Raw genomic sequence first — 17,257 nt, forward strand, 5'->3', positions numbered from 1 at the left:
CTTGAAACAAATGAAAAATAATTTTAAAAAATCATTGAATTTTGATTATTAATTTTATATAATAGCATAAAATAAAAGTTGAAATCGTTTTCATTATTTATTGGGAAGGATAAAGACAATAAGGAGTTTTTCTATGCTGATTGAAAAAAATATTCAGTCCATAACGGAGTCCTATGTAGATAAAAACTATTTTAATACAGTAGATCTTTTATTTAAAAAGAACGATAAAGTCTTCGTTTCAACAACTTACGAGAATGGCTTATGGGCTACCTTCAAAGCAAACCAGAATCCTTTATTTGACATAGCAAGTCTTACAAAAATAATCACAACAACAGGAACTCTGCGCTTGATTACTGAAAAGAAACTCCATTTAAATACACCACTGAGAGATATATTGCCACTACAAGAGAATTTGAAAAAAATTGAAAATATAACGGTAAAAGAACTTCTGACTCATTCATCGGGGCTGAGAGCCTGGTTTCCATTCTACAGCCTGGAAACAAGAGATTTTATCGAGGCTTTATCTGCTGGAATCGATTTATTTCATCACTCAGATAAGAATTATGTTTACAGCGATCTTAATTTTATGCTTCTCGGAGAAATTATCCAGTCAGCCAGTAATATGAACCTATCCGATTTTGTAAAAGAAAAAATAGCAAAACCTTTACATTGTGAGAGTCTGTCATATGGGCCGATTAATCCAAAGAAAAGAGCTGTCCCGACAGAATTAGGCAACCTGACAGAAAAAGGAATGGTACAGGAAAGACATCTATCATTTGAGGGGTGGAGACCTTTTGGACAACCCATTCAAGGTGAAGTAAATGATGGGAATGCCTATTATTTTTTCAATGGAATAGCCGGACATGCCGGCTTATTCGGAAATGTGCACGATATGGAGCGTATTCTAAATCTCTATTTGAAGGGAGGGCATCTAAAGGGTGAAAGATTTATTGATTATAATCTGGTAAGACTTTCGCTAAGTCATTTAGCAGGGAACCGGGGATTAGGATGGCATTCTGGTGAGCCGTTTCCGACAGGCTTTGGGCATACCGGCTTTACTGGAACTTCAATTTGGCTGGACAGGAATTATGGGCTTACAGGGGTTATTTTAACAAACCGCTTAAATGTGGACAGTCCAAAGAATATCAATGATTACAGGATGGATATTCATCAGGAAATTCTAAAAAATGCTATTAATGAGGGGGATAAAGATGTATAAACACAGGAAATTTCTTCTTATACTATTTGTGATTGCATTTATGTTATTTTTAGCAGCTTGTAGCAGCGGGGGAAATGACAGTGAGTCGGCTGGTAATGATGAATCAGCCGGAGGAGCTGCAGAACAGGTTCTAAAAATCGCTAATGATCAGGAGCCTGCCGGACTTGATCCGCATATTACACCGGCAATGTCTTCGGTGAGGGTTTATTCCAAAATCTACAGTACGCTTGTAGAATTTGATGAAAACATGGAATTAACACCGGATTTAGCAGAAGAATGGGACTGGTCAGATGATACAACACTAGTATTCCAGCTTAGAGAAGGCGTTATATTCCATAATGGCGATGAAGTAACAGCGGATGATGTTGTTTACAGTTTTGAGCGTATTTTAGATGAGAATACAGGTTCCCATATTGCTTCTTATTTCAGCTCTATAGACAGTATTGAGGCGACAGATACTTTTGAAGTGACATTTCATCTTACTGGCCCGGATGCAACTATTTTGACAAACTTTACGAACGCCAGTGCAGCGATCGTGAATGAGTCAGTAGTAGAGGAGAATGGTGATTTGCAGCAGGTTGCTGTAGGTACAGGGCCATTTAAGCTGGAGGAATGGGTTCCAGATAACCGTGTGACACTTTCAAAAAATGAAGATTACTATATGGAAGGACAGCCGGTGCTTGATGCAGTTGAGTATTATACGATGGTTGATGAAGCAGCTCGTCTTTCTGCTATCCGTACTGGAGAGGTAGATATGACAACATTGACCGGGCAGTCTGCACAATTGGTTGATGGCAGTGAAGGCATTAATGTGATGGAGTATCAATCACTGGAGTATAGCTATGCTGGCTTTGATATGAACCATGAAATTCTTAGTGATGAGAAAGTAAGACAGGCATTGAGCTTAGCAACAAACCGCGAGAGTATCGCGACGATTGTCTGGGATGGCCAGGCAACTGTAACGGGGCCGATTGCACCATCTATGGGTGACTGGTCCATCGATGTAACAGAACATGAGTTATATTCAAATGATCTGGATAAAGCACGTGAACTGCTTGATGATGCCGGTTATCCGGATGGTTTTGCGATTGAAATTACAACTGCTTCAACCTATGATGACATGATTGATACTGCACAGCTCCTGCAACAGCAATGGGCGGAAATAGGGGTTGACGTGACAATCAAGCAGGTTGAATGGGGAGAGTACCTTGATATTTGGACGAATACTTCTGCAGATATTTTAATTGGGCGCAATGGTTCCGGCAGTGATCCGGACCGGGCAATGAATTATTTCTTTAACTCCAATGGTTCGGCAAATGTATGGGGCTTTGCAGATGAAGAATATGATGAGATTGTCCAAAATGGAAAAACAACAATTGATGAAGCTGAGAGACATGATATTTATACGGAAGCACAGAACTATCTGTTAGATAAATCTCCTAACTTGTTTCTGGTATCACCAATGAACTATGTAGTTGCCCGGGATACAGTAGAAAATTATGAGCCGTATCCTCATAATTCAGAGGATATAATGGAAACGACTATCAATTAAAAGGCAGAGACTTTCTGAAAATACAATAAGAATGCCCGGTAACCCGATTGGAGTAACACAGCGGGGAAGAGCATTTCTTATTTTAGACATTAAGAAATCATTAGATCTGCACAGAATTTTTCTTAAGGGTGAGAATATGTATGCATATATAATTAGAAGATTGCTGATGGTGATTCCTGTGCTGCTGGGAGTCTCCATTGTTATATTCTTTACACTCCGGGTTATTCCGGGAGACGTTGCACAAACAATTCTTGGTACGAGTGCTACAGAGGAGTCTTTGGCAGCATTGAGAGGCAGGTTCGGTTTGGATTTACCGGTATATGAACAATATTTCATGTGGATTTCCGGTATTGTGATTGGTGATTTTGGCGTTTCGATGCGGACTGGAGCAGAAATTTTGCCGGAGATTATCAGCCGATTCGCAATTACTTTTGAATTGACCATGCTGGCTGCAATTATTTCCTGGATTGTTGCCATTCCACTGGGGATTATTGCTGGTATAAGACGGAATACCAAAACAGATTTTTCAGTGCGTATTATCTCATTATTTGGTGTATCCATTCCTAATTTTGCGCTTGCAACAATTCTGATTTTAATATTATCGTTAGCTTTTAACTATAGTCCGCCTGTGGGGTATGTCGGCTTTTTTGCAGATCCTGTAACCAATTTGAAAATTCTCTTCCTGCCAGCTTTTGTTCTCGGTACAGCGATGGCTGGAGCGGTAATGAGAATGACGCGTTCGTCTATTCTGGAGATTTTAAGACAGGATTTCATCCGGACGGTACGGGCAAAAGGAGTGAAAGAAAGGATTGTCATATTTAATCACGCATTCAAAAATGCATTGATCCCTATTTTAACGATAATTGGGATGCAGGTAGGTGTACTTCTGGGAGGAACCGTCATTATCGAACAAATCTTTTCACTTCCCGGACTGGGACAAATGGTATTGACAGGTATCAACCAGCGTGACTTTACTGTCGTGCAGGGTGCGATTCTGTTTATAGCATTTGTGTTTATGCTAATCAACCTGCTTGTTGATTTGCTTTATTCCTATTTAGATCCAAGAATTAAGTACAAATAATTGAAAGTGAATGTTTCATAGAAAGTGGGATATTGACATGACAGAATTTATACAAAAGCTGAGAGAAGATAAAGTAGGTCTTATTGGTTTAATCGGTGTCCTGATTGTTATTGTTCTGGCTCTTCTTGCACCATTGATTGCCCCTTATGCACCCGATGAAATGCACACCGAGCAGGTAATGCATTCACCAAGCTCAGAGTTCCTTTTCGGAACAGATGAGTTTGGCAGGGACATTTTTTCAAGAATTGTCTATGGTGCTCAGGTTTCGTTGCAGGTAGGGTTGATTGCGGTTGGAATTGGGGCAACATTCGGCTTGATTTTTGGTCTGTTAGCTGGATTTTATCAAGGGAAATTAGATTCCATTATCATGAGAATTATGGATATTTTCTTTGCTTTTCCTGATATTTTACTAGCATTAACAATTATTGCTGTATTGGGCCCCAGTTTAACTAATACGATGGTTGCCATAGGAATTGTATTTACACCGGTATTTACAAGGCTGATCCGGTCTGCAGTTTTGACTGTGAAGGAAAATGAATATATTTTAAACGCAAAAGCAGTAGGAGTGAGCAATATCAAAATTATCCTGAAGCATATCACCCCGAATGTTATGGCTCCATTTATCGTACAGATTACATTAGCTTTATCTGGCGCAATTTTGACGGAGGCTGCATTGAGCTTTCTTGGATTAGGTGTACAGCCGCCAAATCCATCATGGGGAGTTATGCTGAACGAAAGCCGTGCTTATATGGAATTTGCACCATGGATGACGATTTTTCCGGTAGCAGCTATTATTATCACGATTTTTTGTTTTAACCTGCTAGGTGATAGTTTGAGAGATTTATTGGATCCGAAATTACGACAGTAAAGACAAGGAGATGAGCAGTATGTCAGCACATTTAGGAATAGGCCTGATGTCTGGGACTTCACTTGACGGCATTGATGCGGTTCTATGCCGGATTAGCGGAATCGGGATCAACACGAGGATAGAAGTTCTCCATTTCTGCAGCATATCATATACAAAGGAAGAAAAAGAAAAAATCATGGCACTCTGTGATGACAATACATCACGAGTAGATGATATTACAAAAATGAATTTTTACTTAGCTGAAAAATTCAGTGAAGCAGTACAGGAATTAGTAGCCCAGTCGGCTTATGATATGTCTGATATTGATTTTATCAGCAGTCATGGTCAAACAATTTATCACTTGCCGGATGAAGGAAGCGGACCGTTTGACCTCAAAAGCACACTTCAAATCTGTGATATTTCCGTCATTTCTGAAAAAACAGGACTCCCAGTTGTTGGTGATTTCCGTACAGCTGATATGGCTGCCGGCGGTCAGGGTGCACCGCTTGTTTCTTTCTTTGATGCGGTCCTTTTTACAGATAAACAAAAAGCACGTGCGCTTCAGAATATTGGCGGAATAGGCAATGTCACTTATTTGAGTCCGGATAGTGGTAAACAGCCATTTTCATTTGATACAGGACCTGGCAATATGGTAATCGATGAAATTGCCTACAGACTATCGTCAGGAAAAATAAAATATGATGCCGGGGGCGAATGGGCAAAGAAAGGCACGGTCAATGCTGCCTTTGTAGCCGAGCTTATGAAGCACCCATATTTCTCAAGAAAGCCGCCAAAGACTACCGGCCGGGAAGTGTTCGGCAAAGCATATGCTGATGAGGTAATGAGTTTAGCTGGACGATTCAATTTAAACAGTGATGATGTAGTAACAGGAATAACAGCTTGGACGGCTAAAACGATTTCCGACAGCTATCAGGATTTCATTACAAGCGCCGGCTATCCGCTCAATGAAGTAATTGTTTCGGGCGGCGGCAGTCATAACAAGACACTGCTCGCATTTTTACAGAAATTCCTGCCAGAGCAGCGGGTGACAACAATTGATGAATTTGGTATTTCCAGCGATGTAAAAGAAGCGGCTGCTTTTGTCGTTCTTGGCTATCATTTTTTGAAAGGCAAAACAAACACGATTGTATCAGCGACAAATGCTGTTCACCCGGTTATTATGGGCAAATTAAGCTATACACAGCAGGCTGCCTTTGAAAAGGTCCTTTCTATAAGGGGGCGATAATTTGGCAAGTTTATTGGAATTAAAAGATATATCTATCGACTATGCGTCTAAACGAAATCACTATAATATTGTCAAAGGAATTAATTTGTCAATCGATAAAAAAATGAAGTATGGTATTGTCGGTGAATCGGGAAGCGGAAAGAGCTTAACATCATTAGCTATCATTAATTTATTGGCAAATAATTTATCGATAGCATCCGGTGAAATTGTTTTACAGACGAATCAAGAACAAGTATTGAATCATTTGTCGAAAAGAAAAATGCGCAATGTTCGCGGCAATGATATTTCGATGATTTTCCAGGAGCCGATGACAGCTCTTGATCCTCTTTATTCCATTGAAGATCAGATTTTAGAAGTACTGGAAGCGCATCGATCGATGAGTAAGAAGGAAATGCGTGCAAAAGCCGTAAATATGTTAGAAAGTGTAGGTATTTCACCCCCTCAAAAGATCTTAAAGGAATATCCGCATCAGCTGTCTGGCGGAATGAGACAAAGAGTTATGATTGCAATGGCGCTTATTTGTGAACCGAAACTGCTTATTGCTGATGAACCGACAACCGCACTTGATGTGACGATTCAGGCACAAATATTGGATTTAATGAATAATCTTACTGATAAACATGATACAGCAATCCTGATGATTACACATGACCTGGGTGTTATTTTGGAAACCTGTGACCGTGTAGCGGTTATGTATGCCGGCCAGGTTGTTGAAGAGGCAAAAGTGAAAGAGGTTTTTGATTATCCCAAGCATCCTTATACAAAAGGGCTTTTGAAATCAATCAAAACATTGGGAGACCGGTCGCAAAAATTATATTCGATTCCAGGTAATGTTCCGACACCAGATAAATATCAAGAATTGGGCTGCCGCTTTGCAACAAGGTGTCCATTTGCCACAGAAAAATGCTTTGAACAGGAACCGCCGGCATTTCAGGTCAATCACGATCATACCAGCAAGTGCTGGCTGCATGAAGAGGAGGGCGAAACCGGGTGAGTCATAGAGCTGTTGTATTAGAAGTGAAAAATTTAAAAAAACACTTTCCAATTAAAGGCGGGGTGTTCAAGACAACACAGGGGCATGTTAAAGCGGTTAATGGCATTTCTTTTTCTATTAAGGAAAATGAAACCTTTTCAATTGTCGGAGAGAGCGGCTGCGGAAAATCAACAGCAGGCAGAACGATTTTACGTCTGCTGGAGCCGACAGAGGGAGAGGTCTGGTTTAACGGAGAAAACCTGTATGATATTAATAAAAAAGAATTCCGTAAAAGAAGAAAAGATTTTCAATTGATTTTCCAGGATCCCTACAGCTCTTTAAATCCGAGAATGAACGTGAAGGAGTTATTGATTGAACCGCTCTTAACGCATCAGATGTGCCCGAAAAAAGAAGCGGTTCAAAGGGCTGGAGAAATGATTGAAAAAGTCGGTCTGTCCAAAAAGCAATTGGAAAAATACCCTCATGAGTTCAGCGGAGGTCAACGGCAGCGGATCAGTATTGCCAGAGCTTTAATTGTTCACCCGAAACTTGTCATATTGGATGAAGCTGTGTCAGCACTTGATGTATCGGTTCAGTCGCAAATTTTAAATTTATTGATTGATTTACAGGAAGAATTTAATCTCACATACATTTTTATTTCACATGATTTAAATGTTGTGAAGCACTTAAGTGATCGGGTGGGTGTGATGTATCTTGGACAAATGATGGAGCTTGCTGAGACAGATGAGCTGTATGATTACCCGCTGCACCCGTATACACGTGCACTTCTTTCAGCGATTCCAAGTTTATCTACGACAGAGAAAAAGGAACGTATCATTTTAAAAGGAGATGTCCCGGACCCATCCAACCCGCCATCTGGATGCCCTTTCCGCTTAAGATGTCCACATGCTCATGAGCGTTGTGTGAAAGAAAATCCTATTTTTCAAGAAGCAAAGGAAGGGCATTGGGTTGCCTGCCATTTGTATGATGAGCAGGATGAAACAATAATATAAAAAATGTATAAAGGATATATAGAATGAAATTTTAGAAACTGAAAAAGAAAAATAAATTTAGATTAATGCTAAACCAAACCGTACTAAGGACTTAAAATGGAATGAGGTTGCTATAGATTAAGGTTTGTCAATCCTGATATTTGAAACGCCCGGGGTCTCCGGTAGTTCTAATCACCGGGCGTTATTAGCTGTAGTGCGATTTAAACACTAAGAACGATTTCTGCGATGTCTTTCTTTGCCGCCCTTCATGGCATTTAATTCTTCTTTACTTTTCTTCTTTTTCTTTTTACCTTTGTCTACACTCATTAAAATACCTCCTTTTTGATTAGTATGAGCTAAAAATAATAATTTATTTGTATTTCCTATTGGCATGTTCTTTATAAAGAACTAATATATAAAATATATTAGCAGATATATTTTTTTGGTAGGGTGTTCTTTATAAAGAACATTTGATTACAGTATGAAAAAAGGTAGGGGTGATTCCAATGAACAATAATAATTTTCATAGCTATGATGAACAAAAAAATATAAAAGAAATTGATCTGAAGCAGTATTTTATTTTAATCAAAAAAAGATTTTGGATTATTATCGTTATTACGGTTATCAGTACGCTGGCCGGCTACTATTTCAGCAGTCATGATAAAGCCCCCGTTTATGAGACATCCACCAGAATGATTCTGGGATCCGGCAGTGAGGATATGAATACACTCATGGTTATGATAAAAGACCCGATTGTCATGGATGGAGTCGGTGAACAATTACAATTAAAAAGGTCCGTCAATACAATGGCAGACCAAATTACTGTTTCCCAAGTAGATGAATCCCAGGTTGTTCAAATAACTGTAACAGATGCAGATCCTGAGATAGCTGCACAAATTGCAAATGCAACAGCCACAACGTATAAAAAAGAAATGGGGAATATATTGGGATTTAATGAAGTACAGCTGTTATCAGAGGCAAAACCCGGCGCCTCTCCAATCAATCAGGCATCCAGTAATTTAACAATCATCACCTTTGTCTTCGGACTTATCGTTGGAACCGGATTTGTTTTTCTCTTAGATTCGCTGGATGTAAAAATAAGAAAGGAAAGCGATGTCGAAGCTTTATTAGGAGTCCCGGTATTAGGAACAGTATCCAATATGAATAGAAGAAAATTTGCAGTTAAGAAAAAAAGCCGAAAAATAAAGCTGATGAGGGGGAGAAAAGTTGATGTTAAACAAAATACATAACCCTAACACAAATAAACTGCATTTACTGACTTATTCTAATCCAGATTCCGCCATTTCTGACCAATTCCGGGCAATTCGATCAAACATACAATTTTTACGGGAGAAAAAGAAAAATTCTATTTTATTAATTACCTCACCTGAGGACGGAGAAGGGAAATCAACAGCTACTGCTAATTTAGCAGTTTCAATGGCCAGGCAGAATGAAAAAGTTCTGCTCATTGATGCAAATTTAAGAAATCCCATTTTGCACACAACTTTTAGAATGCCAAATTCAAATGGTTTATCTAATATTCTTAAAGGACTGTCAAAATTAGAAGAAACCATTTATCGTACGGATGTTCCTCATTTAGAAATAATCACAGCAGGGCCCAAAGTGTTCAACCCAGCAGAAGTTCTTGAAAGCAACGCTATGAAAAAATTATTAAGTAAACTGGACAGCCAATATGATATGGTGCTGATTGATTCACCTTCTGTCTTACAAACAACTGAAACAAGGGTAATTGCCAATCAATGCGAAGGTGTTGTCCTCGTATTAAAGCGGGGGAAAACGGAAACTGAAAAAGCTGTAAAAACAAAAAGATTACTCGATTTAGCAAACGCAAATTTAATTGGTGCAATTTTAAACTAACTATATTTTTTTAATGATTTGTTCGTTATAAAGAATTTTCGGTTAGGATTATACCGGTGATGTTATACTTACCGTTATCAATGTAGACACTCGGCTATGCTGTGGGTTGAATCAACCTTAGACGCATTCGTTGTCAATAGTATAGTGTGAGGGCGGGTTAGATGCCCAGTATATTTACATAAATCCTAGCTGAGTGAATCAGGAGATGAAGTGACCGTTTTTCGGAATAAATAGTCATCAGGTATATACAAAAGAAAGGAGGAACATAAAATGACACATCGACAGCGAATAACCTTATTTATTATTGTCGATTCCTGTATTGTGTTAGCAGCAATTTACTTTGGTATGTTTCTATTAAGTTCGTCAGCTCCTCAGCTAAATACTTCGATGTTCATAGGCAGTATTACCATATTATTTTCACACCATTTGTTCTCAATAAAATATAAACTTTATAAAAAGCATTGGGAATATGCAAACATTAAAGAGTTATTAATTATTTTAAAAATAGTTATCTATTCCGCTCTGACAGCAATCGTCATTCATTATGTTTTCATACAGGAACTGTCCTGGAAACTATTTGTTGCAGCCGGACTTTTTCATTTGTTCTTCATTGGCAGTTCCCGTTTAGCCTGGAGGATATACCGCGATACTATTCTGAATAAATCAGAGAACAAAATTCGTACATTGATTGTTGGAGCCGGTTCAGCTGGAACGATGGTTGCCAGACAACTATTAAAGAAAAATGAAGGGAGTTTACAGGCTGTTGCTTTTATTGATGACAGCCCTAAAAAACAGCATCTTGACATTTTGGGACTGCCTGTTGCCGGCGGTGTAAATCAAATAGAAAACATAGTGGAGAAATATAAAATTGAACATATTATTATTTCTATCCCGTCTTTAAGCAGGAAAGAATTAAATACCATATTTCAGGAGTGTGCAAAGACAAAGGTAAAAACACAGGTTTTGCCTTTGCTGGAAGACTTACTCACCGGGAAAATTTCTATTAATGAATTCAGGGATGTTCAAGTGAAGGATTTACTTGGCAGAGATCCGGTAGAGATGGATATGGAAAGTATTTCAGATTACATTTCAAATAAGGTTGTCTTGGTTACTGGTGCTGGAGGATCGATTGGCTCAGAAATTTCGAGACAGGTTTCAAATTTTAAACCAAAACAGTTAATTCTACTGGGACATGGTGAAAATAGTATTTACTCTATAGAAATGGAGCTCAGAGATGTATACCAAGATAATGAAATGGAGTTTATAACGGAAATAGCGGATGTTCAAGATGCAAAAAAGATGCTGTACATTATGCGCAAGTATCAGCCTGATGTAGTCTATCATGCTGCGGCACATAAACATGTACCGTTAATGGAGCGGAACCCGGAAGAGGCCGTGAAAAATAACATTATTGGGACAAGAAATGTTGCTGAGGCGGCCAGCGAGACTAATGTTGGTATTTTTATCATGATATCGACGGATAAAGCAGTAAATCCAACTAGTGTCATGGGCGCATCAAAACGATTAGCTGAAATGATTGTGCAGGCTATGGACAGGCAGAGTGACACAACGTTTGCAGCAGTCCGGTTTGGGAATGTTTTGGGCAGCCGCGGAAGCGTTATTCCCTTATTTAAGAAGCAAATCAAAAAGGGAGGGCCCGTGACGGTAACACACCCGGAAATGGTCCGTTATTTTATGACAATTCCAGAAGCATCGCGGCTTGTTATTCAAGCAGGAGCCCTGGCGAATGGTGGAGAGATCTTCGTTCTGGATATGGGAAATCCCGTAAAAATAATAGATCTAGCTAAAAATCTTATTAAGCTGTCCGGATATTCCATGGATGATATAGAGATTAAATATACAGGAGTTCGTCCTGGTGAAAAGCTTTATGAAGAATTACTTCAAGAGAATGAAGTGCATAACAATCAGATATATCCCAAAATTTATGTGGGAAAGACCGCAAATATCTATATAGATGAAATTAACGAGATTATTGCAATATTTGAAGATATGGACTCTGATGCACTAAGAGAGCGATTATTGAACGCAGCAAATAATGTAGTTATGAAAGAACTGCAGGCGGTAAGTATATAAAACATAGAAGAATGGATTAAAAAAGGAAAGGGGTGAGCTTTAAGTGTCTAAGAAGATACTATTTTGTGCCACAGTAGATTATCATTTTAAAGCTTTTCATTTGCCATATATGAATTGGTTCCAACAGCAGGGCTGGGAAGTTCATGTTGCTGCAGCCGGGAATATCGATTTGCCATATACTGATAAACAATACAATATTGCAATTCAGCGATCCCCTTTTCATTCAGCAAATATAAAAGCATATAAACAATTGAAAGAGATCACTCACCAAAATAACTACTCGATGATTCATTGTCATACACCATTTGGTGGTGTGCTGGCCAGGCTGGCGGCAAGGGAAACTAGAAAAAAAGGAACAAAGGTTATTTATACAGCGCACGGTTTTCATTTTTGTAAAGGAGCGCCAATACAAAATTGGCTGTTCTATTATCCGATTGAAAGAATACTGTCAATCTATACGGACACACTGATACTGATTAATCAGGAGGATTATCATTTAGCAAGAACACATAAATTTAAAGCGGGGTCTATTGAACATGTACACGGAGTCGGTGTAGATACAGAGAAATATAAGCCTGTACATGAAAAGAAAAAGAGGGAGTTAAGAAAGTCATTTGGATATAATGCCGATGACTTTTTATTGTTTTATGCAGCCGAATTTAATAAAAATAAAAACCAGCAGTTACTATTACATGCTTTAGCTTTATTAAAGGATAAAGTTCCCAATGCAAAGCTAATACTCGCCGGAGAAGGGCCGTTATTAAAAAGCTGTCAGCAGTTGGCCTATCAACTGGGAGTCAACGGTATGGTTAATTTTCTTGGGTTTCGAAAAGATATTGATCAAATCCTGCCGATGTGTGATATAGGGGTGGCATCCAGCTTAAGAGAAGGATTGCCCGTTAATATTATGGAAGCAATGGCTTGTGGTTTACCTGTTATAGCAGTGGATAACCGGGGGCACCGGGAACTTATCGAGAATGGGAAGCATGGCTGGATTATCTCCAATCCAAATGCTGTTAAGTTTGCCAACAAATTAATCCAAGTATCCAATATAGCTGAACCTGGACTTACTTTTGGAAAGTGTGCCAGGGAAAAGATTGAATCAGCCTATACTATAAATAAAATACTTATGGAAAAAAGAAAAATTTACGAAAAGCATATGGGGGAATGGGGGGAAGTTCATTGGGCAGTCCATTAAGAGTATTACATGCAGTAGTTAATATGAACCGTGGCGGCGCAGAGACACTCATTATGAATCTGTACAGAAACATAAACAGAGAAAAAGTTCAATTTGATTTCCTTACCTGTAAAGAAGGACTGTTTGATGAAGAAATCGAAGCGTTGGGAGGGAGAATTTATCGCATTCCCTATCTTACGGAAGCGGGACATTTTGGTTATTTGCAGGCATTGGATGCATTCTTTGCTGAACATAAAACATTCAAGATTGTCCATTCCCATATGGATAAGATGAGCGGATTTGTCATGCGGGCAGCAAAAAAATCCGGTATTCCGGTGCGGATTGCACATAGCCACAATACACAAAGTGAAGGGCATCTATTTATAAAAATGTATAAGTGGTATGCAGGAAGATTTATCAGACCAAATGCGACACATCTATATGCATGTTCACAGGCTGCGGCAGAATGGATGTTTATGTCTGAAGCAAAGCAGACATTTATTTTGAATAATGGTGTCGAGATAGATAAATTTCAATATTCAAATGGAAAAGGAAGCTTGTTAAGGGATACTTTCGATATTGTGGATGAGGCATTCGTTCTTGGACATGTAGGAAGGTTTCACGAGCAAAAGAATCATAAATTTATCATCAATCTATTTCATGATTTAAATAAGGAAATGACAAATTTGTATCTTATATTTGTCGGAGATGGCCCTTCCAGAAAGGAAATGGAGAGAAAAGTTAAAGAGTTGAAACTGGATAAAAAAATAAAATTTCTTGGGATAAGAGATGATATTCCCGACCTGCTGCAGATGTTTGATCTCTTTATTTTTCCATCCTTTTTTGAAGGGTTACCAGTTACACTTGTTGAAGCACAAGCCTCCGGACTGCCATGTATCATTTCTGATTCTATTACAGAAGAAGTTGATATGGACTTAGGACTGATTCATCGATTGTCCATATCCGATAAGGATTTGTGGGTACGAAAGGTCATGAAATTAAAAGAAGAACTTCCTTCCAGAGAAATTGTAAAGGAACACCTGGTAACGAAAGGGTATGATATCAAGCATACAGCTGCAGACCTCCAAACAAAGTATTTATCGGTGGGAGGGATGTAATATGAAGAAGCTTACTGTTTTTACTCCTGCCTTTAACAGAGCTTATTGTCTGCATCATTGCTATGAGAGTTTAAAAAGACAAACGTGTAAAGATTTTATCTGGTTAGTGATCGATGACGGCTCAACAGATAACACGAAGGAACTGATCGAGACATGGCAGGAGGAAGGGAAAGTGGAAATAAATTACTGCTGGCAGAAAAATCAGGGAATGCATGGAGCACATAATACAGCATATGAAAAAATAGATACAGAATTGAATGTTTGTATTGATTCCGATGATTATATGCCAGACGATGCAGTAGAAAAAATTCTTGATTTTTGGAAAGTGTATGGTAGTGAAAAGGTCAGCGGGATGGTTGGGCTGGATGCTGATAAGGGTAATCAAATCCTTGGAACAACTCTCCCAAAGCATCTAAAACAGGCTAGTTTGTTTGATTTATATTATAAACATGGAGTAACAGGAGATAAAAAGCTGGTTTACCGCACAGCATTAACTAAAAAATATCCGTACCCTATTTTTGAAAATGAGAAATATGTAGGGCTGGCATATAAATATTACATGCTCGATAAAGATTATGAATTGCTATTAATGAATGAAGTCATCTGTCATGTGGAGTATCTTGCAGATGGCTCTTCAATGAATATGCTGAAACAATATCATAATAACCCGCTCGGCTTTTCCTTCTACCGTAAAGAGCTGATGAAGCTGCCCTTTGCTGATACAGCATTTAAATTCAGACAGGCAATCCATTATGTATCCAGTAATTTAATCAGCAAAAACGGAGCATTTATCAAAGAAACGCCGGAAAAAATACTTACAGCCTTGGCTTTTCCTTTGGGATTTTTATTATATTTATATGTTTTATCAAAAAACAGGAGAGTGAACGTGTAATTTTAGCGGAAAGGATATAGCAAATGACTTTACTTTGGATCAATCTTGCTATTGTTTTTCTCTGTACATTATTTGCAAGGTATTTTGCAAAACCTGCATTGGTAACAAATCCAGGTTTACCTATTCATATAAAACCTAACAAGCTGCTCGTATTTGGAGCTTTCCTGTCACTTATACTGATTTCCGGGCTTCGTGCCGGAATAGGGGACACGTTTAATTATCGGAATATATTTGAAACGAACGATTTCACCTGGGAATATATTACCGCTGAAAAAGATATCGGGTTCGGCATTTTGCAAATGATTATAAAAAACTATATATCAGCTGATTCACAGGTTCTGATTTTTATTACTGCACTGATAACGAATCTTCTTATTGTCCTTGTATTATACAAATATTCCAGGTTAGTGGAATTAAGCTTATATGTATATATAACAGGAGGGCTATTCTTAGTTTCGATGAATGGCATGAGACAATTACTGGCTGCAGCAATTGCATTTACAGCAATAAAATTTTTGATAAACGGTAATTTTTTTAAGTATGGACTTGTTGTTATTTTTGCTTCATTCTTTCATCAAAGTGCGTTAATACTGCTTCCAATGTACTTTCTGGTCAGGTTTAAAGCGTGGTCTAAGACGGCAATTGTTTTTATTTCATTTTCAGTAATTGTAGTACTTGGATATGAACAATTTACGGCTTTATTATTTAAGGCGTTGGAGGATTCGCAGTATAGCGCATATGACGAATTTGCAGAGGGCGGGGCTAATATTATCAGGGTTATTGTGGATGCAAGCCCTCTTTTTGTTGCTTTTTTAGGGAGAAAGAAGCTAAGAAAAATCTTCCCTGACAGTGATTTTATTGTAAATATGTCTCTGGTCGGTTTAGTTTTTATGGTTTTTTCAACACAGGAGTGGATTTTTGCCAGGGTATCCATCTATTTTCAGCTTTATCAGCTTATTCTTATTTCCTGGTTACCTAAGTTATTTAGAGAGAAAGATCAGAAAATTATTAACTTAATCCTGATCATCAGTTATTTTGCTTTCTATTATTATGAAGCTGTCATTACGTTAAAAATAAATTATGTAAGCGATTTTTTAACCTTATGACAAGGGAGGGGTTCAAATGGAAGTTCTTGTGACCGGGGGTGCCGGTTATATTGGAAGCCATACATGTGTAGAGCTCTTAAACGAAGGATATGACATTATTGTTCTGGATAACTTTTCAAATAGCAGTCCGGCAGCATTACAAAAAATAAAAGAAATAACAGGAAGAGCATTTAAAACATATCAAATAAACCTTTTGGATAAAGAGAATGTGGAAAAGGTGTTCTCCGAGAACCAAATAGATGCTGTTATTCATCTTGCAGGACTAAAAGCAGTAGGGGAATCCATATCTGTTCCATTACAATATTATCAAAATAATGTCGTGAGCAGTCTCCTATTATTTGAAGTGATGCAGCAATTTTCTGTGAAAAATCTTGTGTTCAGCTCCTCGGCTACAGTGTATGGCAATCCGAAAAAAGTTCCTGTTACAGAGGATACGAAATTGGAAGCGACAAATCCATATGGCCGTACAAAACAAATGATAGAGGAAATATTAAAAGACCTGGCTTATTCTGATCCGCTATGGAGTATTGCCTTATTACGGTACTTTAACCCGATTGGAGCGCATGACAGCGGCTTGATTGGAGAGGATCCAGGCGGGATTCCAAATAACCTGATGCCATATATTTCACAGATTGCAGTGGGGAAAAGAGAGCAGCTCGAAGTATTTGGGAATAACTATCCTACCGCAGATGGTACGGGTATACGAGATTATATTCACGTAGTTGATCTGGCAGTTGGGCATTTACGGGCATTAGAACAAGTTCAAAAAGGAATAGGAGTAGAAGCTTATAACTTAGGAACAGGGAAAGGACACAGTGTACTTGAGGTCATAAGAGCTTTTGAAAAAGTCTCTGGAATCAGAATTCCTTATAAATTTGTGCGTCGCAGATCGGGTGATATTAGTACCTGTTATGCAGATTCGACGAAAGCACGGAACCATTTAAATTGGGTGGCGTTGAGAGGAATAGAGAAAATGTGCGCCGATACATGGCGATGGCAGAGAGATAATCCTGATGGATACAACTTCATAAGTAATCATAAAACACCGGTGGAGACAGACATCGGTGTTTTTTATGGATAGA

At 38.4% G+C, this 17,257-nt stretch carries 15 protein-coding genes; all 15 read left to right on the forward strand.

Annotated elements, in window-relative coordinates:
• The first annotated feature begins 133 nt into the window (after positions 1–133).
• The 15 genes from BN1068_RS06790 (at position 134) to galE (ending at position 17,256) form a co-directional block, all read left to right on the forward strand.
• Positions 134–1,219: a serine hydrolase domain-containing protein gene (locus BN1068_RS06790; protein WP_077602064.1), complete on the forward strand. Its 1,086-nt coding sequence runs from the start codon at positions 134–136 to the stop codon at positions 1,217–1,219.
• Positions 1,212–2,771 (forward strand): ABC transporter substrate-binding protein, encoded by a 1,560-nt coding sequence (locus tag BN1068_RS06795; protein ID WP_175637098.1) that lies wholly within the window; start codon positions 1,212–1,214, stop codon positions 2,769–2,771. Before BN1068_RS06790 ends, BN1068_RS06795 begins: the two co-directional genes overlap by 8 nt.
• A gap of 136 nt (positions 2,772–2,907) precedes the next feature.
• A complete protein-coding gene (locus BN1068_RS06800) occupies positions 2,908–3,852 on the forward strand; it encodes an ABC transporter permease (RefSeq protein WP_077602212.1) in 945 nt (314 codons plus the stop codon).
• A 37-nt stretch (positions 3,853–3,889) separates the two neighbouring features.
• Entirely contained in the window at positions 3,890–4,720 is an 831-nt protein-coding gene (locus BN1068_RS06805) for an ABC transporter permease (RefSeq protein WP_077602066.1), read from the forward strand.
• A 19-nt stretch (positions 4,721–4,739) separates the two neighbouring features.
• Positions 4,740–5,945, forward strand: coding sequence for an anhydro-N-acetylmuramic acid kinase (locus BN1068_RS06810; RefSeq protein ID WP_254846718.1), 1,206 nt, complete (start codon positions 4,740–4,742; stop codon positions 5,943–5,945).
• Between the two features lies 1 nt (position 5,946).
• Positions 5,947–6,939, forward strand: coding sequence for an ABC transporter ATP-binding protein (locus tag BN1068_RS06815; RefSeq protein ID WP_077602068.1), 993 nt, complete (start codon positions 5,947–5,949; stop codon positions 6,937–6,939).
• Positions 6,936–7,931, forward strand: a complete 996-nt coding sequence (locus BN1068_RS06820; protein WP_077602069.1) for an ABC transporter ATP-binding protein — start codon at positions 6,936–6,938, stop codon at positions 7,929–7,931. The genes BN1068_RS06815 and BN1068_RS06820 overlap by 4 nt, the downstream gene beginning before the upstream one ends.
• Positions 7,932–8,416: 485 nt before the next feature.
• A complete protein-coding gene (locus BN1068_RS06825; RefSeq protein ID WP_077602070.1) occupies positions 8,417–9,160 on the forward strand; it encodes a YveK family protein in 744 nt (247 codons plus the stop codon).
• A complete protein-coding gene (locus BN1068_RS06830) occupies positions 9,141–9,788 on the forward strand; it encodes a CpsD/CapB family tyrosine-protein kinase (RefSeq protein ID WP_077602071.1) in 648 nt (215 codons plus the stop codon). The genes BN1068_RS06825 and BN1068_RS06830 overlap by 20 nt, the downstream gene beginning before the upstream one ends.
• Positions 9,789–10,058: 270 nt before the next feature.
• A complete protein-coding gene (locus BN1068_RS06835; RefSeq protein WP_077602072.1) occupies positions 10,059–11,882 on the forward strand; it encodes a polysaccharide biosynthesis protein in 1,824 nt (607 codons plus the stop codon).
• Between the two features lie 43 nt (positions 11,883–11,925).
• Positions 11,926–13,080, forward strand: a complete 1,155-nt coding sequence (locus tag BN1068_RS06840) for a glycosyltransferase family 4 protein (protein ID WP_077602073.1) — start codon at positions 11,926–11,928, stop codon at positions 13,078–13,080.
• Positions 13,065–14,177 (forward strand): glycosyltransferase family 1 protein, encoded by a 1,113-nt coding sequence (locus BN1068_RS06845; RefSeq protein ID WP_077602074.1) that lies wholly within the window; start codon positions 13,065–13,067, stop codon positions 14,175–14,177. Before BN1068_RS06840 ends, BN1068_RS06845 begins: the two co-directional genes overlap by 16 nt.
• Before the next feature lies 1 nt (position 14,178).
• Positions 14,179–15,069 (forward strand): glycosyltransferase family 2 protein, encoded by an 891-nt coding sequence (locus tag BN1068_RS06850; RefSeq protein WP_077602075.1) that lies wholly within the window; start codon positions 14,179–14,181, stop codon positions 15,067–15,069.
• Between the two features lie 23 nt (positions 15,070–15,092).
• Positions 15,093–16,175, forward strand: coding sequence for an EpsG family protein (locus tag BN1068_RS06855; protein WP_077602076.1), 1,083 nt, complete (start codon positions 15,093–15,095; stop codon positions 16,173–16,175).
• A gap of 16 nt (positions 16,176–16,191) precedes the next feature.
• Positions 16,192–17,256, forward strand: coding sequence for a UDP-glucose 4-epimerase GalE (galE, locus tag BN1068_RS06860; protein ID WP_077602077.1), 1,065 nt, complete (start codon positions 16,192–16,194; stop codon positions 17,254–17,256).
• Position 17,257: the final 1 nt, after the last annotated feature.

The organism is Oceanobacillus sojae (genome assembly GCF_900162665.1).
Classification (GTDB): domain Bacteria; phylum Bacillota; class Bacilli; order Bacillales; family Amphibacillaceae; genus Oceanobacillus; species Oceanobacillus sojae_A.